Source organism: Marinobacter vulgaris (assembly GCF_003344045.1).
Taxonomy (GTDB): domain Bacteria; phylum Pseudomonadota; class Gammaproteobacteria; order Pseudomonadales; family Oleiphilaceae; genus Marinobacter; species Marinobacter vulgaris.
Map to the genome: position 1 here is coordinate 383,860 of NZ_QFWX01000005.1, position 21,572 is coordinate 405,431.

At 55.8% G+C, this 21,572-nt stretch carries 17 protein-coding genes and 1 tRNA gene; 16 read left to right on the forward strand and 2 right to left on the reverse strand.

Annotated features, from left to right (window positions below):
- Positions 1-171: 171 nt before the first annotated feature.
- The 16 genes from DIT71_RS13185 to eutC all read left to right on the forward strand — a co-directional run bounded on the left by DIT71_RS13185 (position 172) and on the right by eutC (position 19,516).
- Entirely contained in the window at positions 172-1,560 is a 1,389-nt protein-coding gene (locus DIT71_RS13185) for a DUF1329 domain-containing protein (protein ID WP_114613677.1), read from the forward strand.
- Between the two features lie 152 nt (positions 1,561-1,712).
- Positions 1,713-2,858, forward strand: a complete 1,146-nt coding sequence (locus DIT71_RS13190) for a YCF48-related protein (protein ID WP_227538101.1) — start codon at positions 1,713-1,715, stop codon at positions 2,856-2,858.
- Between the two features lie 49 nt (positions 2,859-2,907).
- Positions 2,908-5,292 carry an efflux RND transporter permease subunit gene (locus DIT71_RS13195; RefSeq protein ID WP_114613679.1) on the forward strand — a complete coding sequence of 795 codons (2,385 nt, stop codon included), beginning with the start codon at positions 2,908-2,910 and terminating at the stop codon, positions 5,290-5,292.
- Positions 5,293-5,480: 188 nt separating this feature from the next.
- Positions 5,481-6,464, forward strand: coding sequence for a TAXI family TRAP transporter solute-binding subunit (locus tag DIT71_RS13200; RefSeq protein WP_114613680.1), 984 nt, complete (start codon positions 5,481-5,483; stop codon positions 6,462-6,464).
- Between the two features lie 90 nt (positions 6,465-6,554).
- A complete protein-coding gene (locus DIT71_RS13205) occupies positions 6,555-9,155 on the forward strand; it encodes a TRAP transporter permease (RefSeq protein ID WP_114613681.1) in 2,601 nt (866 codons plus the stop codon).
- Between the two features lie 140 nt (positions 9,156-9,295).
- The gene (gene thrS / locus DIT71_RS13210; protein ID WP_114613682.1) at positions 9,296-11,221 is read left to right on the forward strand and encodes a threonine--tRNA ligase; all 1,926 of its coding nucleotides are present in this window, start codon (positions 9,296-9,298) and stop codon (positions 11,219-11,221) included.
- Positions 11,218-11,760 (forward strand): translation initiation factor IF-3, encoded by a 543-nt coding sequence (gene infC / locus DIT71_RS13215; protein ID WP_114613683.1) that lies wholly within the window; start codon positions 11,218-11,220, stop codon positions 11,758-11,760. Before thrS ends, infC begins: the two co-directional genes overlap by 4 nt.
- A 94-nt stretch (positions 11,761-11,854) precedes the next feature.
- Complete coding sequence (rpmI, locus tag DIT71_RS13220; protein WP_114613684.1) at positions 11,855-12,046, forward strand: 50S ribosomal protein L35; 192 nt, start codon at positions 11,855-11,857, stop codon at positions 12,044-12,046.
- Positions 12,047-12,096: 50 nt separating this feature from the next.
- Positions 12,097-12,450 carry a 50S ribosomal protein L20 gene (gene rplT, locus DIT71_RS13225; RefSeq protein ID WP_027831417.1) on the forward strand — a complete coding sequence of 118 codons (354 nt, stop codon included), beginning with the start codon at positions 12,097-12,099 and terminating at the stop codon, positions 12,448-12,450.
- Between the two features lie 138 nt (positions 12,451-12,588).
- The gene (gene pheS, locus DIT71_RS13230) at positions 12,589-13,587 is read left to right on the forward strand and encodes a phenylalanine--tRNA ligase subunit alpha (RefSeq protein WP_114613685.1); all 999 of its coding nucleotides are present in this window, start codon (positions 12,589-12,591) and stop codon (positions 13,585-13,587) included.
- A gap of 59 nt (positions 13,588-13,646) precedes the next feature.
- On the forward strand, positions 13,647-16,019 hold the full coding sequence (gene pheT, locus DIT71_RS13235; protein WP_114613686.1) for a phenylalanine--tRNA ligase subunit beta: 2,373 nt from the start codon (positions 13,647-13,649) through the stop codon (positions 16,017-16,019).
- Between the two features lie 3 nt (positions 16,020-16,022).
- A complete protein-coding gene (gene ihfA, locus DIT71_RS13240) occupies positions 16,023-16,325 on the forward strand; it encodes an integration host factor subunit alpha (RefSeq protein ID WP_071264800.1) in 303 nt (100 codons plus the stop codon).
- The gene (locus DIT71_RS13245) at positions 16,306-16,671 is read left to right on the forward strand and encodes a MerR family transcriptional regulator (protein WP_114613687.1); all 366 of its coding nucleotides are present in this window, start codon (positions 16,306-16,308) and stop codon (positions 16,669-16,671) included. Before ihfA ends, DIT71_RS13245 begins: the two co-directional genes overlap by 20 nt.
- A gap of 155 nt (positions 16,672-16,826) precedes the next feature.
- Positions 16,827-17,198, forward strand: coding sequence for a VOC family protein (locus DIT71_RS13250; protein WP_114613688.1), 372 nt, complete (start codon positions 16,827-16,829; stop codon positions 17,196-17,198).
- Positions 17,199-17,279: 81 nt separating this feature from the next.
- Positions 17,280-18,692 (forward strand): ethanolamine ammonia-lyase subunit EutB, encoded by a 1,413-nt coding sequence (locus DIT71_RS13255; protein ID WP_114613689.1) that lies wholly within the window; start codon positions 17,280-17,282, stop codon positions 18,690-18,692.
- Entirely contained in the window at positions 18,689-19,516 is an 828-nt protein-coding gene (gene eutC / locus DIT71_RS13260) for an ethanolamine ammonia-lyase subunit EutC (RefSeq protein WP_114613690.1), read from the forward strand. The genes DIT71_RS13255 and eutC overlap by 4 nt, the downstream gene beginning before the upstream one ends.
- Before the next feature lie 49 nt (positions 19,517-19,565).
- On the opposite strand, the gene DIT71_RS13265 is transcribed toward eutC, so the two are convergent.
- A tRNA-Pro gene (locus DIT71_RS13265) sits at positions 19,566-19,642 on the reverse strand.
- Positions 19,643-19,755: 113 nt separating this feature from the next.
- Entirely contained in the window at positions 19,756-21,402 is a 1,647-nt protein-coding gene (locus DIT71_RS13270) for an FMN-binding glutamate synthase family protein (RefSeq protein WP_114613691.1), read from the reverse strand.
- Positions 21,403-21,572: the final 170 nt, after the last annotated feature.

Here is a 21,572-nt window from a genome sequence, read left to right on the forward strand (position 1 = left end):
TAAATCGTGTCCGCCTGTGTTTAAGCGGCCTGCCGCAGGCGGATACAAAATCGCACTTTCGGTCGATAGACAATATCGGCCAATCGGTTAGTCTGTCAGCCGCCGGTATTCCATGACAACACAATAAAAAAAGCCTTACACAGGGCTTCCAGACAGGTTTAGGGTTAAATAATGAAATACAAAAACAAGGTTATTCTTGGCAGTCTGTTTGTGCTTTCTGTTTTTACCATGCCCGTCAATGCTGCTGTGTCTGCCAGTGAGGCCGCTCGTCTTGGCCAGGAGCTGACTCCTTTCGGTTCTGTGAAGGCCGGAAATGAGGCAGGAACCATCCCTCCGTGGACGGGAGGTCTTACGGAGGCCCCCGCCGGGTACGAGGGCAGTGGCCAGCATCATATCAATCCGTTCCCCGACGACGAGGTGCTGTTCACGATTGACGCCTCCAATATGGGTCAGTACGACGAGTACCTGACGGACGGCCTGCGTGCCATGCTGGACGCCTACCCGACCACATTCCGCATTCCGATCTACAAGAGCCGGCGCACCCACGCGGTGCCGGACTGGGTTGCGGAAAATACCAGAGAAAATGCCGTTGAAGCGGAGATTGTTGGAGAAGGGGCGGGCATAGACGGAGCCTTTGCGGGTTACCCCTTCCCGATTCTTCATGGCAACAACGAGGAAAAAGCGTGGCAGGTTATCTGGAACCATCTGACTCGCTGGCGCGGCATCAACATTACCCGTCGTTCCAGTGAAGTTGCCGTACAAACCGATGGCGACTACTCACTGGTTACCTCCCAGCAAGAAGCCTTCTTCAATTATTACAATCCCGAGGGCAGTGAAGAGGAACTGGATAATGTTATCTTTTATTATTTGTCGTTCACCCAGTCGCCTCCCCGTCTCGCAGGTGGCGCTATCCTGGTTCATGAAACCCTGAACCAGATTATCAACCCCCGCAACGGCTGGGGCTATAATGCCGGACAGCGTCGTGTCCGTCGTGCCCCGAACCTGGGCTATGATTCCCCGATTGCGGCCGCCGATAACCTCAGAACCGCGGACGATACCGATATCTTCAATGGCGCCCTGGATCGCTATAACTGGGAATATGAGGGAATGCGCGAAATCTATATTCCCTACAACAACTACAGGCTTGGTGAGGCTGGCACACCTTATTCCGAGATACTGGGCGTTGCTCACCTGAACCCGGACCTGACACGCTGGGAGCTTCACCGGGTGCATGTAGTCGAGGCCACCCTGAAAGAGGGCGAGCGTCACATCTACGGCAAGCGTCGTTTCTACGTGGATGCTGACAGCTGGAACACGGTGCTGCTGGACCAGTACGACGGTCGTGGCGAGCTCTGGCGCGTGACCATGGGCATGCTCAAAAACTATTATGAACTTCCAGGCGTGTGGACGGTTCTGGACGTGTATCATGACCTGCAGGCACGCCGTTATCACGTGCTGGGCCTGGATACGGAAGAGCCGTCAACCCGGACGTTTACCGAGGAAGTGCCCAACCGGCGTTACTTCTCGCCGTCATCACTTCGTCGCAGGAGTGTGCGTTAACGCTTGCGCCTGCAATTGTGCCCGATTTTTGCCAGAAACTTCTGGTGGTGGATAGTGCCGGTGGCCGAAAGGTGCCGGTACGTTTGCAGTTTAGGCCGGTAGAACCGGTAAAGCAGAGTGACACAGTTCAAAACAACATATAGGCAATCTGAATGGATACAAGATTGATGTGCAAGAATCTGGGAGCGGCCTGTCTTGGACTATCCATGGCAATGTCCGCGTCCTCGGTGTTTGCGCTTGCAGATATCATCGAAGTTCCCTCCCGGCCCACCCTGCTCGCGCCCGAGAATCTGCTCACTGACGCAGATCGCGCGGGTGGGCAAATCGTGGCAGTTGGCGAGCGTGGGCATATCATTTTCTCTGAGGATGAAGGTGAAAGCTGGGAGCAGGCTGAGGTTCCGGTTTCCGTTACCCTGACCGGCGTTGATTTCGGCACAGAGCAACACGGCTGGGCTGTGGGCCATAGCGGTGTTGTGCTTCATTCCAGCGATGCCGGAGAAAGCTGGGAGATTCAGTTGACCGGCATCCGCGCCATGGAGCTTGTCATTGAAAGTCGCCAGGAACAGATTGAGGAGATGGAGCAAAGAATAGAAGAAGCTCCTGAGGAAGAGGTCGCCGACCTGGAATGGGCCCTGGATGATCTGATTTTCTCATTGCAGAATCTGGAGTCTGATCTGGACATCGGCCCGGTGAATCCTCTTCTCGATGTCTGGTTTGAGAACGAGAGCCACGGTTTTGTCGTGGGTGCCTACGGCATGTTTCTGCGCACCACAGATGGCGGCGAAACCTGGCGCGACTGGTCTCCTCGGGTTGATAACCCAACCGGCTTTCACCTGAACAGCATTACCCAGATCACTGGAGGTGGCCTGGTAATTGTGGGTGAGGCCGGGCAGATTTTCGTCTCCGTTGATGGCGGTGACAGCTGGGAAAAGCGTGAAAGCCCTTATGAAGGTTCACTGTTTGGCGCCATCGGCACGGGGCAGGTGAATGAAATTCTGGCATTTGGCCTGCGCGGTAACATGCTCCTCTCCACTGATCTTGGCGAGACCTGGAAAATGGTCCCGAACGAAGCCGGGGCAACGCTCAATGACGGTGTTGTTGCAGATGACGGCAGGATCACCCTGGTTGGTAATGGCGGCACGGTCCTGATGAGTACCGATGGCGGCGAATCCTTCCGGGCTTATTCCCGGGACGACCGGGAGGGTGTCATGGACGTTGTCCCGGTATCCGGGACCAGCCTTGTGATTGTGGGTGAGGGTGGCGTGAAGCATACCGATGCTCGCGGCAAGAGCCTTTAATAACGCCCTGACGTGGCACCAACAGATTGAAAACAAGAGGGGCTATTGAATGTCGAACCCGAAGCATGACAAGGGCGAACATTACCTGACTACACCGAAGGCGGAACCGTTCCTGGAGCGGCTGATCTTCAACAATCGGGCGATTATCCTGATTGCGTTTTTCTTCCTGACCCTGTTTCTAGGTTACAACGCGGTCAAGATCCAGCCGGATGCCAGTTTCGAGCGGATGATTCCGCTGGAGCATCCATACATTGTCAACATGCTGGAGTACCGGGACGACCTGGAAAACCTGGGTAACTTCGTGCGTATCGCCGTGGAAGTGGAAGAGGGCGATATCTTCACGCAAGAGTACATGGAGACCCTGAAACAGATCACTGACGAGGTGTTTTATCTGGACGGGGTTGACCGTTCCGGGCTGAAATCGCTCTGGACCTCGAATGTCCGCTGGGTGGAAGTCACCGAGCAGGGGTTCCAGGGCGGGACGGTGATACCGGATAACTACGATGGTTCCCGGGAAAGCCTCGAACAGTTGCGTCAGAACGTGCTCCGCTCCAACGAAGTGGGTCGTCTGATCTCAGACAACTTCCAGTCCACGATAGTGTATGCCCCGCTGTACGAGAACAATCCGGAAACCGGGGAACCGCTGGACTATGGGGAATTCTCGCGGCAGCTGGAAGAAAAAATACGGAACAAGTACGAAGAGCAGAATCCCAACATTGACATCCATATTGTTGGTTTTGCCAAAAAAGTGGGTGACCTGATAGAAGGTATCGGTTCCATCGCCTGGTTTGCCGGCATCACCATCATTCTCACCACGCTGCTGCTGTTTGGTTATTCCCGGTGCATCAAGGGAACACTGGTACCGGTTTTTACCTCGATTATCGCTGTGTTCCTGCAGTTGGGCACATTGCGGCTGCTTGGGTACGGGCTGGACCCCTACTCGGTGCTGGTTCCGTTCCTGGTGTTTGCCATTGGTATCAGTCACGGCGTTCAGATAGTCAACGCTATGGCGGTGGAGGCGGCCAAGGGATTTGACTCGGTTACCGCAGCCCGGCTGGCATTCCGCGCGCTTTACATTCCGGGCATGTTGGCGCTGATTTCCGATGCCTTCGGATTCCTGACACTGATCTTCATCGAAATTGATGTGATCCGGGATCTCGCGGTTGCAGCCGGTATCGGTGTGGCATTCGTCATCCTCACCAATCTGGTATTGCATGTACTGATCATGTCCTACCTTGGCATTTCCAAGGGAGGCGTTCGCCATGTGCAGAACCACGGTGAAAAACAGGATCGCAAATGGCGCCTCTTGTCGTACTTTGCGCATCCCGGTGTGGCACCGATCTCATTGCTGATCGCGGTGATTGGCCTGGGGGTTGGTCTCTACTTCAAGCAGGATCTCAAGGTCGGTGACCTTGACCAGGGTGCTCCGGAGCTGAGAGCCGACTCGCGCTACAACAAGGATAACGCCTTCATCATCGAGAACTACTCGACCAGTGCCGATGTGCTGGTGGTGATGGTGAAGACCGAAGACGAGCAGTGTACCCAGTACAACGTTCTGCGTGCCATGGATACGCTGCAGTGGGAGTTGCAGAATACGCCGGGCGTCCAGTCCTCGGCCTCGCTGGCGAACGTGTCCAAACTGGTCACCAAGGCACTGAACGAGGGCAACTGGAAGTGGTATGAGATTTCCCGCAACCAGACCATCATCAACGCCTCTATCCGTGAGGCGCCAGCAGGCCTGATCAATACCAACTGTGACCTTACTCCGGTACTTGTTTTCCTTGAGGATCACAAGGCAGAGACCCTGGAGACGGTGACCGAGCGTGTTGAGGAATTTGCCAGCAACTATAATACCGATGAATACAGGTTCCTGTTGGGTGCCGGTAATGCGGGTGTGGAAGCGGCGACCAACGACGTTATCTCCAGCGCCAAGAACATGATGCTGATATTCGTCTATGGCGTGGTCGCCTCGTTGTGCCTGCTGACCTTCCGTTCAATTCGGGCGGTACTGTGTATCCTGATTCCGCTGGGGCTGACGTCGATTCTGGCAGAGGCGATCATGGCGGTGTCCGGTATCGGCATCAAAGTGGCAACATTGCCGGTTATTGCGCTGGGTGTCGGTATTGGTGTCGACTACGGTATCTATATCTACAGCAAGCTCGAGAAGTTCCTGCTTGAGGGCAAACCCCTTCAGGAGGCTTATTTTGAAACCCTCAAATCTACTGGTAAGGCGGTTATCTTTACAGGGATCACGCTGGGTATCGGTGTGGTGACCTGGATCTTCTCGCCCATCAAGTTTCAGGCGGACATGGGGCTTCTGCTGTTTTTCATGTTTATCTGGAACATGGTCGGTTCCATCTGGCTGCTTCCGGCCCTGGCGCGCTTCCTGCTGCGCCCGGACCGTATGGTTGCCAAGGCCCGTGCGAGCAAATAACCGCTCGCCCGGCTGATCAAAAAAGCCCGCATAGCGGGCTTTTTTGTTTACCGCTCAACTGGTTAGCGTGCTAATCCCGGCTTTATTTATGGCGCAAAGTGGTCTATGTTTTAAAGCGAACGTGGAGAGTGTCTGTGCGGTGTCACAGGCCAAAAAAAGCAACAATGATCAGAAAAAAGGGAAAAGTCATGGCTTTGAAACAGAAATTTTCCGCACTCGCCGTCGCCGCGGCAGTCAGCTTTGGAGCGACCGCTACAGCCGTCAATGCACAGGAGCAGCAATTTGTCACCATCGGTACCGGTGGCGTAACCGGGGTTTACTACCCGGCGGGCGGCGCGATTTGCCGGCTGGTGAATATGGACCGTAAAGAGCATGGGATCCGTTGCTCGGTAGAAAGTACCGGTGGCTCTGTTTATAACCTGAACGCGATTCGTCAGGGCGAGCTGGATCTGGCGGTTGCCCAGTCCGACTGGCAATACCATGCCTATAATGGTACCAGCCAGTTTGAAGAAGACGGTCCCAATGAAAAGCTTCGGGCCGTTTTCTCACTTCATCCCGAGCCGTTTACGGTCGTAGCCAGCAAGGGTTCCGGCATCAAGACCTTTGAGGATCTTGAAGGTAAGCGGGTGTCGGTCGGTAACCCTGGCTCCGGTCAGCGCGCTACCGCAGAGGTGCTGATGGATGAAATGGGCTGGACCATGGACAAGTTCTCTCTGGCCGCGGAACTGAAGGCGGCTGAGCAGTCCCAGGCGCTATGCGACGGTAACATTGATGCCTTCTTCTATACCGTTGGCCATCCCTCCGGTGCCATCAAGGAAGCGACCACGTCCTGCGACAGCGTCATTGTAAGCGTTGATAACGAGGCGACCGAAACCCTTATCGATGACAACCCCTATTACCGGAAGGCCGTTATTCCGGGTGGCATGTATCGGGGAAGCGATGACGACACCACCACCTTCGGTGTTGCGGCTACCTTTGTCTCTTCCACCGATGTGTCTGATAAAGTGGTTTACGAGGTCGTCAAGGCTGTTTTCGAGAACTTTGACAGCTTCAAGCGCCTGCACCCGGCGTTCGCTAATCTGAACAAGGAAGAAATGGTCTCTGACGCCCTGAGTGCGCCGCTGCATCCGGGCGCCGAGAAGTACTATAAAGAAGCCGGTCTGATCGAGTGATCCTGTAACCGGTAAACAAAACAACACCGCAGGCATGTCCGCCTGCGGTGTTTTGGTCTCCGACCCGCTATATTTATACAGGATCCAGCTATGACCAATAGCGAACCGAAAGCCGGGGATAAGATCGACAGCACAAAAGTTGCAGAGGTACTCCAGACCGAAACCGGTGGAAGAGCTGCAACCGGCATGGCTGCCAAAATACTCTTCGTTGTCCCGCTGCTTTGGTCTCTTTTCCAGCTATGGATAGCGTCACCGCTTCCCTATATCGTCGAGTTCGGTGTTTTTAACTCAACGGAATCGCGATCGATCCACCTTGCGTTTGCCACCTTCCTGGCTTTTGCGGCCTATCCGATGATTCGCGGCCGAAATGTGGATCACGTTCCGTTCTACGACTGGATTCTTGCACTGGCAGCTGCCTTTTCAGCCTCCTATCTGTTTTTCTTCTACGACCAGCTTTCAACACGTCCGGGGGCGCCCATAACCCAGGACCTGATTATTGCCCTGGGCGGTATTGTGTTGCTGCTGGAGGCTACCCGCCGCGCCCTGGGGTTGCCGCTGACAATTGTGGCCGGCGTTTTCCTGATTTATGCCCTCGCCGGGCCCTACATGCCCGATGTCATTTCCCACAAGGGCGCAAGCCTGAGCAAGTTGTCTTCTCACATGTGGTTGGGCACCGAGGGTGTCTTCGGCGTTGCGTTGGGGGTTTCTACCAGCTTTGTTTTCCTGTTTGTCCTGTTTGGAGCTCTGCTGGAACGCGCAGGGGCCGGTAACTATTTCATTCAGGTTGCCTATGCCATGCTCGGTCACATGCGTGGAGGTCCCGCGAAAGCTGCGGTTGTATCCAGCGGTTTGAGCGGTGTGATTTCCGGCTCGTCCATTGCCAACGTGGTCACCACGGGTACCTTTACCATTCCTCTGATGAAGCGGGTTGGTTTTCCGGCTACCAAGGCTGGTGCCGTTGAAGTGGCTGCCTCTACCAACGGCCAGCTGACGCCGCCCATCATGGGCGCAGCGGCCTTCCTGATGGTCGAGTACGTGGGCATTTCCTATCTGGAGGTGATCAAGCACGCCATCCTGCCGGCACTGATTTCCTATGTCGCGCTGATTTACATCGTTCACCTGGAAGCCTGCAAGCTGAAGATGAAGGGCATTGAACGCCCCAATCGTCCGACGCTGGCCCAGCGGATGCTGAACTGGGTTGTGATTCTGCTCGGGTTGAGCGTACTGACGTTCATTGTCTACTACGGCATCGGCTGGCTGAAAGTTGTGCTTGGTGAGGCTGCTGTATGGGTGCTGGGGCCTCTGCTGCTTTTGGTCTACATAGGGCTTGTCTGGTACTCCACGCGCTTTCCGGTACTTGAGCAGGACGATCCGGATTCGGCGATGGATACGCTTCCGGAGGTGGGGCCAACGGTCAAGACTGGCCTCTACTTCCTGTTGCCGGTGGTAGTGCTGGTCTGGTGCCTGACCGTTGAGCGTTTTTCTCCCCAGCTGTCGGCATTCTGGGCGACGGTGTTCATGATTTTCATCGTCATTACCCAGCAGCCGCTGAAGGCCTATTTCCGCAAGCAAGGCGCCTTCCTGGCTGAAACAAAAACCGGCTTTGTGGACTTGACCCTTTCGCTGGTCACAGGCGCACGGAACATGGTCGGTATCGGTGTGGCTACGGCAACAGCGGGCATCGTGGTCGGTACGGTGACCCTGACCGGCATTGGCCTGGTGATGACCCAGTTCGTGGAGTTCATATCCGGCGGCAACCTCTTGTTGATGCTGATATTTACCGCGATCATCAGCCTCATCCTCGGTATGGGCCTGCCCACCACGGCCAACTACATTGTGGTTTCCACCCTGATGGCGCCGGTGATCGTTACCCTGGGCGCCCAGAATGGCCTGTTAGTCCCGCTCATTGCAGTGCATCTGTTCGTGTTCTACTTCGGCATACTGGCGGATGATACGCCGCCCGTGGGGCTGGCCGCCTACGCGGCGGCTGCAATATCCGGGGCGGATCCGATACGAACGGGTATCCAGGGCTTCACCTACGATATCCGCACGGCGATTCTGCCCTTCATGTTCATTTTCAATACCCAGCTGTTGTTGATCGGGCTGACGGGCTGGTTTGATCTGCTGGTCACCATTGCCAGCGCGGTCACCGCCATGCTGGTCTTTTCTGCAGCCACCCAGGGCTACTGGTTCACCAAGAGCTATAAATGGGAATCGGCGCTGCTGTTGCTGATAACCTTCACTCTGTTCCGTCCCGGGTACTGGTGGGATATGGTGTACCCGGCAACGGAAGATCGGCCGGGTACCGAGGTGGTTGAACATGTCGAGAACGTGCCTGCCGGTGAAACTATCATTCTGCAGGCATCCGGCATGTCCCTGAGTGGTGATGAGGTGTCGACCTACCTGAGCCTGGAGCTGCCGGCAGCAGAGTCCCCGGAAGCAAGGCTGGAGAGTGCCGGTCTGGAGCTGTCCCGCCGGGACGACACCATGGTTGTGGACTTCGTCGGCTTTGGCAGTGAGGCCGAGGATGCCGGTATCAGCTTCGGCTGGACTATTGACTCGGTGCAGGTCGAACTGGACCGTCCACCCAAAGAGCTGATGTTCATACCTGCACTTATCCTGCTGGGCCTTGTTGCATTCGGCCAGTTACGGAGGCGAACGCCCGAAGAGGCAAGTGCTTACGAGCTCTAGCCACCTCTCAAGCCCGGCATTAACCTGCCGGGCTTTTTTCTGTTAAACTCCCGCCTGTCACGGTCCGCGGTTTGTGTCGCGGCCAACCGTCAACACGTGGTCTTTGGTACGGATCACCTCTGGGACTCAAGGAGCCAATTATGCCTGTTGTAACCCTGCCGGATGGCAGTCACCGCAGTTTTGCCGAATCTGTCACCGTTCACGATGTCGCCGCAGACATCGGGGCCGGTCTTGCCAAGGCCGCTATTGCTGGTCGAGTGAATGGAACGCTGGTCGACACCAGTTTCCCCATCGACGAAGACGCCGATCTCGCCATTGTTACCGAGCGGGATGAAGACGGTGTGGATATTATTCGCCACTCCACCGCCCATCTTCTGGCGATGGCCGTCAAGGAACTGTTTCCGTCAGCCCAGGTCACCATTGGTCCGGTCGTGGACAACGGTTTCTACTACGATTTCAAGTTCGACCGGCCGTTTACCAATGAAGACCTGAGCCGTATTGAAAAACGCATGGAAGAGCTGGCGAAGCAGGATATTCCGGTTTCCCGCTCAGTGATGTCCCGTGATGAGGCCGTGCGCCTGTTTGACGAAATGGGGGAGGAGTACAAGGTTCGCATCATCGAGGACATTCCCGGTGACGAGGATCTGTCGTTTTACCGCCAGGGTGACTTTATCGATTTGTGTCGTGGCCCCCATGTCCCCAGCACCGGCAAGCTCAAGGCGTTCAAGCTGACCAAGGTGGCCGGCGCCTATTGGCGTGGTGACACCAGCAATGAGCAGCTGCAGCGTGTTTACGGTACTGCCTGGGGCAACAAGAAGGATCTGAAAGCCTATCTTCATCGCCTGGAAGAGGCGGAGAAGCGTGACCACCGCAAGATCGGCAAGAAACTGAGCCTGTTCCACATGCAGGAAGAGGCTCCAGGCATGGTGTTCTGGCATCCGGACGGCTGGTCCCTGTACCAGGAGATTGAACAGTACATGCGCCGCAAACAGCATGAGCATGGCTACCAGGAGATCAAGACGCCACAGGTGGTTTCCAGGTCATTGTGGGAAAAGTCCGGACACTGGGACAAGTTCAAGGACGACATGTTTACCACCGAGTCCGAGAAGCACGATTACGCCATCAAGCCCATGAACTGCCCCTGCCACGTGCAGGTGTTCAATCAGGGCCTTAAGAGCTACAAGGATCTGCCCCTGCGCCTGGCGGAGTTCGGCTCCTGTCATCGCAACGAGGCGTCCGGTGCGTTGCACGGACTGATGCGGGTGCGTGGATTTACCCAGGATGACGCGCATATTTTCTGCGAGGAAGATGCGATCCAGCAGGAAGTGTCTGATTTTATCCAGATGCTCCACGAGATTTACAAGGATTTCGGGTTTACCGAAATCCTCTATAAGCTTTCAACCCGGCCGGAAAAGCGTGTTGGCTCTGACGAAGTCTGGGACAAGGCGGAAGCGGCCCTGGAAGAAGCCCTGAATCGTGAGGGCGTGGATTGGGAGCTGTTGCCCGGTGAAGGGGCGTTTTACGGTCCGAAAATCGAGTTTTCCCTCAAAGACTGCATCGGCCGGGTCTGGCAGTGTGGTACCATTCAGGTCGATTTTTCCATGCCGGGGCGCCTTGGAGCCCAATACGTAGCGGACAACTCCGAGCGCAAGACACCGGTCATGCTGCACAGGGCCGTGCTGGGGTCGTTCGAGCGTTTCATCGGCATACTGATTGAAGAATATGAAGGGGCTTTTCCGACCTGGCTGGCCCCGACGCAGATTGCCGTGCTCAATATTACCGACAATCAGCGTGATTATTGCCAGAATCTTGCAAAAAAATGGGATTCTCTTGGCTATAGGGTTAATGCTGACTTGAGAAACGAGAAGATCGGCTTTAAAATCCGCGAGCATACTATTAACAAAGTCCCTTTCCTTGTTGTTGTCGGCGACAAAGAAGTCGAGAACAACGCCGTTGCGGTGAGAACCCGTAAAGGCGAAGATTTGGGGACTTTATCGCTGGACGCGTTCGAGCAGCTGATGGCTGATGAAATCGAGCGCAAAGGCAGAACCAAAACGGAGATCTGATTATTAAACAGCGAGCGAATCGGGGGCGTACACCAAAGGCGCCGATCAATGAGAATATTGACGCAACTGAAGTCCGTCTTATTGACGCAGAGGGCAACCAAGTCGGCGTAGTGTCGATCGAAGATGCAATCAAGCAGGCAGAAGAAGCGTCTCTTGACCTGGTTCAGGTAACGGATTCCGATCCGATCGTCTGTAAGATAATGGACTACGGCAAGAAAATCTTCGATGAGAAGAAGGCCAAGGCTGCTGCGAAGAAAAAGCAGAAGCAGACTCAGGTCAAAGAGCTTAAGTTCCGTCCAGGAACTGAAGAGGGGGATTATCAGGTCAAACTACGCAACCTGGTACGTTTCCTTGAAAACGGGGACCGCGGCAAATTGACGATTCGCTTCCGTGGACGTGAGATGGCACACCAGGAAATCGGTATGAAGCTCATGAACAGGATCGAAGAGGATATTGAAGATATTGCCCAGGTAGAACAGCGGCCGAAGATGGAAGGCCGCCAGATGACCATGGTTGTGGCTCCCCGCAAAAAGAAGTGACCCTGATCAGGTAATGATCCCCCGCGGTTGCGGGGGTTTTGTCGTTCAGGGACACATTGATGTCATTTAAAAACAGAATGCGGAGTTTTAAAAAATGTCCAAGATGAAAACCAAAAGCGGGGCCACCAAGCGGTTCAAGAAAACCGCCACTGGCTTCAAGCACAAGCAATCCTTCACCAGTCATATCTTGACCAAGAAGAGCCCCAAGCGTAAGCGTCAGCTCCGCGGTACCAAGCTGATTGCCAAGGCCGACGTGGCTTCCATCAAGCGTATGACAGCGTGCTGATTCAGCCGCTAACCATTCCTGCAAAGGTTTAAAGGTAGAAGGATTAAAGTATGGCTCGTGTAAAACGTGGCGTGGTAGCACGTCGTCGTCACAAGAAAATCATGAATCAGGCCAAGGGTTATTACGGAGCGCGCAGCCGCGTCTACCGTGTAGCCAAACAGGCGGTTATCAAGGCCGGTCAGTATGCTTACCGTGACCGTCGTAACCGCAAGCGTTCATTCCGCGCACTGTGGATCGCCCGTATCAATGCCGGCGCCCGTGCCAACGGACTGTCCTACAGCCGTCTGATTGCCGGTCTTAAAAAGGCCAATGTTGAGATCGATCGCAAGGTTCTGGCCGACCTGGCCATGAACGAGCAGCAGGCGTTTACTGCTGTTGTTGAGAAGGCAAAAGCATCGCTGTGACTGCTTAGCTCTTTCATCGGTTATCGATCGAATCAGGCGTCGCCATGGTTTCATGGGGACGCCTTCTGATAGGGGAAGGGCGCGCTCTTCCCCTATTTTTGTTTGGAACGATTCCATTTCTGGATTGGAGCAGGGTCAATGGAAAACCTGGATCAACTCGTTCAGGACGGCCTGGCGGCGGTTGAAAGTGCCGACAGTTTGCAGGCACTGGATCAGATTCGTGTTGAATATCTTGGCAAAAAGGGTGTTATCACCCAACAGGCGAAGACGCTGGGCAAGCTGTCCGCGGAAGAGCGTCCGGCTGCCGGCCAGAAGATTAACGAAGCCAAGGGACAGGTGGAAGAGGCAATCAACGCCCGCCGTACGGATCTGGAACGGGCTGCCATTGAGCAGAAGCTGGCCAGTGAATCCATTGATGTGACTCTTCCGGGTCGTGGCCAGGAACTGGGCGGGCTCCACCCGGTGACTCGCACCCTGCAACGCATTGAACAGTTTTTCTCCCGCGCCGGCTACACCGTGGAACAGGGCCCTGAAATCGAGGACGATTATCACAACTTCGAAGCCCTGAATATTCCCGGCCACCACCCCGCTCGCGCCATGCACGACACCTTCTATTTCAATCCGGGCACGCTACTGCGAACCCACACCTCGCCGGTACAGATCCGCACTATGGAAGATGGTAAGCCACCTTTTCGCATGATCTGCCCCGGGCGCGTTTACCGCTGTGACTCGGACATGACCCACACCCCCATGTTCCACCAGGTGGAAGGGCTGCTGGTTGAGAAAAACGTCAGCTTCGCCGATTTGAAGAGCACTGTTGAGGAATTCCTGAGGGTTTTCTTCGAGCGGGATCTGGAAGTGCGCTTTCGCCCTTCCTACTTTCCGTTTACAGAACCTTCCGCAGAAGTGGATATCGAGTGGGGCCGCGAAGAAGATGGCAGCATCAAGTGGCTGGAAGTAATGGGCTGCGGCATGGTCCACCCCAAGGTATTCGAACATTGCGGTATTGACGCCGAGGAATACCGGGGCTTTGCGTTTGGTCTCGGGGTTGAGCGCCTGGCCATGCTTCGCTATGGCGTGAACGACCTGCGCATGTTCTTCGAGAACGACCTCCGCTTCTTGCGGCAGTTCCGCTGAACGCGTTATCCGGGCAATCGAATTAACAGGCAAAACCGCATCAGGACAAGGCAGATACCATGAAATTCAGTGAGCAGTGGCTACGGGAATGGGTCAATCCGGCAAACGATACCCAGGCATTGATGGACCAGATCACCATGGCGGGTCTGGAAGTTGACGGGTTTGAGCCGGTGGCCGGCAAGTTCAGTGGCATTGTGGTGGGTGAAGTGGTTTCCGTGGCGCCCCATCCGGATGCGGACAAGCTCAGGGTCTGTCAGGTTAGTGATGGCAAGCAGACGGTACAGGTGGTTTGTGGCGCGCCTAATGTGCGGGATGGTCTCAAGGTGCCCTTTGCCGTTGTGGGCGCGGTGTTGCCCGGTGATTTCAGGATCAAGAAGGCGAAGCTCCGCGGGCAGTCATCCGAGGGTATGCTGTGCTCGGAGGCGGAACTGGGGCTGTCAGAAAGCCACGACGGTCTGATGGAACTGCCTGGTGATGCACCGGTGGGCCAGGAGCTGGGCGAATTTCTCAAGCTGAACGATGTCGCCATTGATGTGGATCTGACGCCCAATCGCAGTGATTGTCTCTCTATCAAAGGCATTGCCCGTGAAGTCGGTGCGCTGAACAGTCTGGTGTTTGAAGGTCCCGAAATTGGCCCTGTGGAAGCGGCGCATTCGGAAGTTCCGGAAATCATCGTCAAGGCGCCGAAAGGCTGCCCCCGCTACCTGGGGCGGATTCTGCGCAACGTGGACCTTACCGTTGAATCGCCGCTCTGGATGCAGGAAAAACTGCGCCGCTCCGGTATTCGTTCCATTGATGCGGCCGTGGATGTCACCAACTACGTCATGCTCGAGCTGGGCCAGCCGCTTCATGCCTTTGATCGTTATGAGATCGACGGTGGCATTGTGGTGCGTATGGCGAATCCGGGCGAAAAACTGGTGTTGCTGGACGGTCAGGAAGTGGAGCTGACCGGGGACACGCTGGTTATAGCGGATCATGCCAAGCCGATTGCCATCGCAGGCGTCATGGGCGGTGAGCATTCCGGTGTCAGCGAAAAAACCCGCGACCTGATTCTGGAAGCAGCTTACTTCGACCCGATTACCCTGGCCGGCAAGGCCCGCCATTACGGACTTCATACCGACGCCTCACACCGCTTCGAGCGGGGAGTGGACTATGAGCTTGCCCGCGACGCCATGGAGCGCGCCACTGCACTGCTGATGTCCATCGTTGGCGGTGAGCCCGGTGCTATTGTCGAGGTGGTCAGCAAGCAGCATCTGCCGGAGGATCGAACGGTTGACCTTCGCGAGAAGCGCGTCGCGGATGTGTTGGGCCTGGAAATTAACCGGACAACGCTGGAAGAAATCCTGACTCGCCTTGGCTTACATATCGACAAGCTGCTGAAGGACGGCTGGCGTGTGCACGTACCCAGCTTTCGCCCGGACATCAGTATCGAAGAGGATCTGATTGAAGAAATCGGCCGGATTTACGGCTATAACAACCTGCCGGTCACTGAGCCGACCGGAGCGCTGGGCCTGAGAGCCCAGGAAGAGGCGATTCGCCCGGTTTCAGCGATCCAGAACTATTTCGTGGCCTGTGGTTATCAGGAGGCTATTACTTACAGTTTCGTGGACCCGAAGGTCCAGGGCCTGATTGATCCCGAGCGGGAAGGCATTGCCCTGGCAAATCCCATTTCCTCGGATCTGTCAGTCATGCGCACCAGTCTCTGGAGCGGGCTGCTGAAAACGGTTGCCTATAATCAGAATCGCCAGCAACCACGGATTCGCCTGTTCGAAACCGGCCTCCGGTTTGTGAAGGAAGGCGACAGGATTGATCAGCAGCCGATGCTCGCCGGCGTGGTTGTGGGTAACCAGCTGCCTGAAAACTGGGCAAATGGCCGCCGGAACGCCGACTTCTTTGATGTCAAAGGAGAACTGGAGAGCCTGTTCCGCCTGTTGGGCATTGAAGTCCGGTTCCTTCCCGGCCAGCATCCGGCCTTGCATCCGGGCCAGACGGCTGAATTAATGCGTGCCGGAGAACATGTAGGCTGGCTGGGCACGTTGCACCCACAAGTTCAGAAAAAACTGGAACTTAATGGCACGATTCTGATGTTTGAGCTATTCTTGAATTCGATCGTTTCCGGATATGTGCCTAATTTCAAAGATATTTCAAAATTCCCTGAAGTTCGGCGCGATTTGGCTATTATTATCGGAAGCGATGTGGGGTTTGCAGACGTCGAACGCGTGGCGAAAAAGCACGCCGGCGGTTACCTCACGGCTTTGCGTGCGTTTGATGTCTATGAAGGTGAAAGCCTGGGTGAAGGTAATCGCAGCCTCGCCCTGAGCCTGTTCTGGCAGCATCCCGAACGCACACTAAATGAAGAAGAGGTGCATTCGCTCTTCAACGGTGTTATCGAGGCACTGAGGGAAGAGTTGGGGGCAACACTGAGGAGTTAACAGATGGCGGCTTTGACGAAAGCGGAAATGGCGGAGCGCTTGTACGAGGAATTGGGTCTCAACAAACGTGAAGCCAAGGAGATGGTGGAAGCTTTTTTCGACGAAATCAGAGGCGCTCTCAGCCATAATGAACAGGTAAAGTTGTCGGGATTCGGCAACTTTGACTTGCGTGACAAGAAGCAGAGGCCGGGACGGAACCCGAAAACTGGTGAGGAAATTCCCATCAGTGCACGACGTGTGGTTACGTTTCGCCCAGGACAAAAACTAAAACAGAAAGTAGAAGCGTATGTTGGAACCCAGTCATAACAACGAGTTACCTACGATACCGGGTAAGCGCTACTTCACCATAGGTGAAGTTGCCGAACTCTGCGCGGTGAAGGCACACGTCCTCAGGTATTGGGAGCAGGAGTTTCCGCAGCTCTCGCCCGTCAAACGCCGTGGTAACCGCCGCTATTACCAGCGTGCCGACGTTATCACCATTCGCCAGATCAGAAGCCTGCTCTATGACCAGGGCTACACCATCGGCGGGGCCAAACAAAAGCTCAGCAGCCATGAGGTGAAAGACGATACCTCCCAGTACAAGCAGCTCATCCGGCAGATGATCACAGAGCTCGAGGAAGTCCTGGATGTACTCAACGCGCCGGCAAAGTGAACGTCCGCATCAGACATCGAAAACCGAAGGTTCGCCTTCGGTTTTTTTGTTAAAGCACCACGTTAATTGCGGGGAATGTCCGTAAACCGGTGGCTGTTTTCACCCGGTGGCTCGTATAGCTATCCGTATATACTCTCAAACAGGAGCAAAGCAATATGATCGGTTACGTAACAATTGGCGTGAAGGATATGGAGAAAGCCAAGAAGTTTTACCTGGACCTGCTGGGCGACCTTGGTGCAAAAGAGCTGCTGGATCTTGGCCGCATCGCGTTTATCGGCAAGGACATGAAATCACCGATGCTGGCGGTTTGTACACCGGCAGACGGGCTGGACGCCAACTGTGGTAACGGTAATATGTTTGCCATTCCCCCTGGCTCAAAAGAAGCGGTTGATGCACATTATCACCGTGCGATTGAGTTGGGTGCCACCAGCGACGGAGAGCCCGGTCAACGCATACCGGACCAGTTTTATGGCGCCTACGTTCGCGATCCCGATGGCAACAAACTGGCCTTCTTCCACTTCGGCTAGTCGTAAAAGGCCGGGGCAAGGTTGCCTGGTGTAGTGGTTTGCCTGTTATCTGTCTGACCCTTGCAAGGGGCGGGAAAGCCAATGGATTACAAGTACTCGTTCACCCTGGGAGCACGTACCTGGCAGTTCAGAAGCCTGGCGGACCTGCTGGCAAAGGCAACGACGGCCCGTTCCGGTGACAGGCTGGCCGGCATCATGGCGCAATCGGCGGAAGAGCGTGTGGTTGCTCAAATGCGCCTTGCCGAGATGCCCCTTCGGGAGTTTCTTTGCGAGGCGCTGGTTCCCTACGAAAAGGATGAGGTGACCCGCCTCATCCTGGATTCACACGATGCGGAAGCCTTTGCGCCGGTAGCCCACCTCACCGTGGGTGACTTCCGCAACTGGTTGTTGAGCGACGATGCCACTTCGGCAACCCTGGAGCTGCTTCGCAGCGGCCTGACACCGGAAATGGTTGCCGCTGTCAGCAAACTGATGCGTAACCAGGACCTCATACTGGTCGCCAGGAAGTGCCGCGTGACAACGGCGTTCCGGAACACCATCGGCCTGCCTGGCCATCTTTCCACCCGCCTTCAGCCAAACCACCCGACCGATGACATTACCGGCATCGCTGCGAGCATTCTGGATGGTCTGCTCTATGGAAATGGCGATGCGGTTATCGGTATCAACCCGGCAACGGACAATGTCAGTCAGGCCATCAGGTTGATGACGCTGCTGGATGACGTCATCCAGAAATACAATATTCCCACCCAGTCCTGCGTGCTTACCCATGTGACCAATACCCTTGAAGCCATAGAGCAGGGCGCCCCCACCGATCTTGTTTTCCAGTCTGTCGGAGGGACCGAAGCCACCAACAGCAGCTTCGGCTTCAACCTTGCGACACTCAGGGAGGCGCAAGATGCGGCCCTGTCCCTGAAGAGGGGGACTGTCGGCAACAACGTGATGTATTTCGAGACGGGACAGGGTAGTGCCCTGTCTGCCAACGCCCACCACGGCATCGACCAGCAGACCTGTGAGGCCAGAGCCTATGCGGTGGCCCGGCATTTCGATCCGCTGCTGGTTAACACGGTGGTGGGCTTTATTGGTCCGGAATACCTGTTTGACGGCAAAGAAATCATCCGTGCAGGACTGGAAGACCACTTTTGCGGGAAGTTGCTGGGCCTGCCCATGGGGTGTGACATCTGTTACACCAACCATGCCGAAGCCGACCAGAATGACATGGATAACCTCCTCACCCTGTTGGGGGTCGCCGGTTGCACATTCATCATGGGGATTCCGGGTTCCGACGACATCATGCTGAATTACCAGACCACCTCCTTCCACGACGCACTCTATGCAAGGCGTGTTCTCGATCTCAGGCCGGCGCCGGAATTCGAGGACTGGCTGATTCAGATGCAGATTTTCGAGAACGCAAATAGCTACACGCCCAGCCGGAAACTGCCGGACCTGTTCAAGGGATCGCTGAAACGACTGACCGGGGGAGGCGCGGGCCAATGAGTGAGCAGAACATCCCCGTAACCGATAATGCCTGGCGGGTCTTGCGCCAGTTCACCGACGCCAGAATCGGCCTGGGCCGCGCCGGTATCAGCCTGCCCACTCACGAGCTCCTCAGGTTCCAGCTTGCTCACGCTCAGGCCAGGGACGCCGTGCACTTCCCTCTGGACGTGAAGCGGCTGGTTGGCGACCTGCAGGAATCGGCCCTGGCATTGCCGGCCGAGTCCCCTGTGTTGCTTCGAAGTCAGGCAGACGACCGGCAGACCTACCTGCAACGTCCGGATCTCGGACGGGCTCTGTCCCGGGAGTCAGTGCGACGCCTCGCCGGGCTCCAGGTCAGCGACCAGGCCAGGACCGTTGTCGCCATTGTGATTGTCGATGGCCTTTCATCCTCGGCCGTCCAGAACAACGCCGTGCCCATGGTCAGGCAATTTCTGCAGGACTTGGAGCAGGATTGCGGAGGCTGGCGGCTCGCGCCGCTGTCAATTGTGGAGCAGGGGAGGGTTGCCGTGGGTGATGAAATCGGACAGCGTCTGGGGGCCAGTGTGGTGGTTGTCATGATCGGTGAGCGGCCCGGTCTCAGCTCGCCTGACAGCCTGGGGATCTATCTTACCTGGGGCCCTGAGAGTGGATTGAACGACGCCCGCCGCAACTGCATCTCGAATATTCGGCCTGCGGGGCTGGCTTTTGAGCAAGCGAGTCAGCGCCTTCTCTACCTGATGCGCGGGGCCAGGCGGCTGAAGATCTCCGGTGTCAGTCTCAAGGATCGAACCGAAGAGGTTGTGATCGAAAAAACCGCGAATAACAGGAATTTTCTGACTGACTGAAAACAACAAAGCCCGGACCTTCCGGCCCGGGCTTTGTTGTAGGGAATTCTGGTCGGGACGGTAGGATTTGAACCTACGACCCCTTGCACCCCATGCAAGTGCGCTACCAAGCTGCGCTACGCCCCGATACTGCTATTGGCCAGAGAAACTTGGGATAAATCTCAGTGGCTTAGCGGGAGCGAAGTCTACACCAGCCTCTGCAAAAAATAAACAACCTTTCGCGAATTCCCTGGGTATTTCTACTGAAGCTTGGTGTCGCGTAATTTGCGAATGAATTCCGGGGGCTCGAAGCTGTTCGCGGTGGTCGCGGGCCAATATTTGTCGAACACCTGCTGGCCGGTTTCACCTTTGAACAGCGCGCCAGGCTCAAGGAATGGAAACAGTTCCATGTAGGAGTGGACTTCGGTGCGGGAGGTGCGGCGGATGATATGCTCCGGCCCCAGCTCGGAAGGATGCTTCAGGCCAGAGGCGGCGAGCAGATTCATCAACGCATCCAGGGTGTTCCGGTGGTAGTTGTATACCCGCTGGCTTTTGTCCTCTACGTCCAGCTTATTACTGCGCCTCGGATCCTGGGTTGCGACGCCGCTGGGGCATTTACCGGTGTGGCAGTTCAGTGCCTGAATGCAGCCCAGGGCAAACATGTAACCGCGCGCCGCGTTACACCAGTCGGCGCCCAGGGCCAAGGTTCTGGCGACATTGAAAGCGGAGGTGATTTTGCCGGCAGCGCCGATGGCGATGTCTTCCCGTAAATTCGTTCCCACCAGCGTGTTATGCACCAGTAACAGGGCCTCTCTCATGGGCGTACCCAGTCGGTTGATGAACTCCAGGGGAGCCGCGCCGGTTCCTCCCTCGCCGCCATCAACCACAATAAAATCCGGCTTTTTGCCAGTTTCAAGCATTGCCTTGACGATGGCGAACCACTCCCAGGGATGGCCTATGGCCAGCTTGAAGCCGACGGGCTTGCCACCGGATAGCTCGCGCAGGTGATCCAGGAACTCAAGCAGTTCCGTGGGGGTTAAGAACGCTGAGTGGCTGGCGGGAGAGACCACATCTTCACCGGGCTCCACCCCTCGGGCCTGGGCAATTTCAGGTGTTACCTTTTCTCCGGGCAGTATGCCGCCGTGCCCCGGTTTCGCGCCCTGAGAAAGTTTGACCTCTATCATCTTGACCTGATCTGGCGCGGCATTCCGGACAAACATCTCCTCATTGAAAGTGCCGTCCGGGTGCCGGCAGCCAAAGTAGCCAGACCCGATTTCCCACACCAGATCACCTCCGGGTTCCCGGTGATAGCGGGAGATAGAACCCTCACCGCTATCGTGATAGAACCCGCCCATTTTCGCACCGGTGTTCAGGCTCAGTATGGCATTGCCGGAAAGGGAGCCAAAACTCATGGCAGAGATGTTGAAGACGCTGGCGTTGTAGGGCTTGGGGCAGTGTTTGCCAATCACGATGCGAAAGTCGGAATCGGTCAGCTCCACCGGCCTGAGGGAATGATTGATCCACTCGAAACCTTCGTCATACATACCCAGTTGGGAGCCAAAAGGGCGCTTGTCGAGAATGTTCTTGGCCCGCTGGTAGACAATAGTTCGCTGTTCCCTCGAGAACGGGCGTTCGTCTGTGTCGGACTGGATAAAGTACTGCCGTATTTCGGGGCCGATGGATTCAAGGAAATAGCGAAAATGCGCGAGGATCGGATAATTTCGGCTGACGGTGCGCTTGCGCTGAAGCAGGTCCCAGGTGCCCAATATCGTCAGAGCGCCAAAAACGAAAGGCAGGGCAATGAACCAGCCCTTCAGTGAGACGCTGCCCAGAAGGGACAGCAGCAAGCCTGCCACGCTCAGGGCGTAGACGGTGTAACGGAAGGGAATGGTTCGTGTTTTTGCCATTGAATCCTCTGGGCGTTGAGCGACAGTGCGATAAATGTTACCAGCATTTAATCGGGCCTTGGGTGTCACGGCCTGAAATCGGTTCAGCTGGTTTTCTCTGCATCCCCGAATATTGGTCTAAGCTTGTTTTCAGGGCGTAAACATGTCGGTCTTTGATGTTTTGAGTTCAA

Coding starts and splice junctions, on each gene's coding strand:
- pheT (WP_114613686.1), top strand. CDS start 13,647: ATGAAATTCAGTGAGCAGTGGCTACGGGAATGGGTCAATCCGGCAAAC.
- rpmI (WP_114613684.1), top strand. CDS start 11,855: ATGTCCAAGATGAAAACCAAAAGCGGGGCCACCAAGCGGTTCAAGAAA.
- DIT71_RS13185 (WP_114613677.1), top strand. CDS start 172: ATGAAATACAAAAACAAGGTTATTCTTGGCAGTCTGTTTGTGCTTTCT.
- DIT71_RS13250 (WP_114613688.1), top strand. CDS start 16,827: ATGATCGGTTACGTAACAATTGGCGTGAAGGATATGGAGAAAGCCAAG.
- DIT71_RS13255 (WP_114613689.1), top strand. CDS start 17,280: ATGGATTACAAGTACTCGTTCACCCTGGGAGCACGTACCTGGCAGTTC.
- DIT71_RS13190 (WP_227538101.1), top strand. CDS start 1,713: ATGGATACAAGATTGATGTGCAAGAATCTGGGAGCGGCCTGTCTTGGA.
- DIT71_RS13270 (WP_114613691.1), bottom strand. CDS start 21,402: ATGGCAAAAACACGAACCATTCCCTTCCGTTACACCGTCTACGCCCTG.
- DIT71_RS13205 (WP_114613681.1), top strand. CDS start 6,555: ATGACCAATAGCGAACCGAAAGCCGGGGATAAGATCGACAGCACAAAA.
- rplT (WP_027831417.1), top strand. CDS start 12,097: ATGGCTCGTGTAAAACGTGGCGTGGTAGCACGTCGTCGTCACAAGAAA.
- thrS (WP_114613682.1), top strand. CDS start 9,296: ATGCCTGTTGTAACCCTGCCGGATGGCAGTCACCGCAGTTTTGCCGAA.
- eutC (WP_114613690.1), top strand. CDS start 18,689: ATGAGTGAGCAGAACATCCCCGTAACCGATAATGCCTGGCGGGTCTTG.
- DIT71_RS13245 (WP_114613687.1), top strand. CDS start 16,306: ATGTTGGAACCCAGTCATAACAACGAGTTACCTACGATACCGGGTAAG.
- ihfA (WP_071264800.1), top strand. CDS start 16,023: ATGGCGGCTTTGACGAAAGCGGAAATGGCGGAGCGCTTGTACGAGGAA.
- DIT71_RS13200 (WP_114613680.1), top strand. CDS start 5,481: ATGGCTTTGAAACAGAAATTTTCCGCACTCGCCGTCGCCGCGGCAGTC.
- pheS (WP_114613685.1), top strand. CDS start 12,589: ATGGAAAACCTGGATCAACTCGTTCAGGACGGCCTGGCGGCGGTTGAA.
- DIT71_RS13195 (WP_114613679.1), top strand. CDS start 2,908: ATGTCGAACCCGAAGCATGACAAGGGCGAACATTACCTGACTACACCG.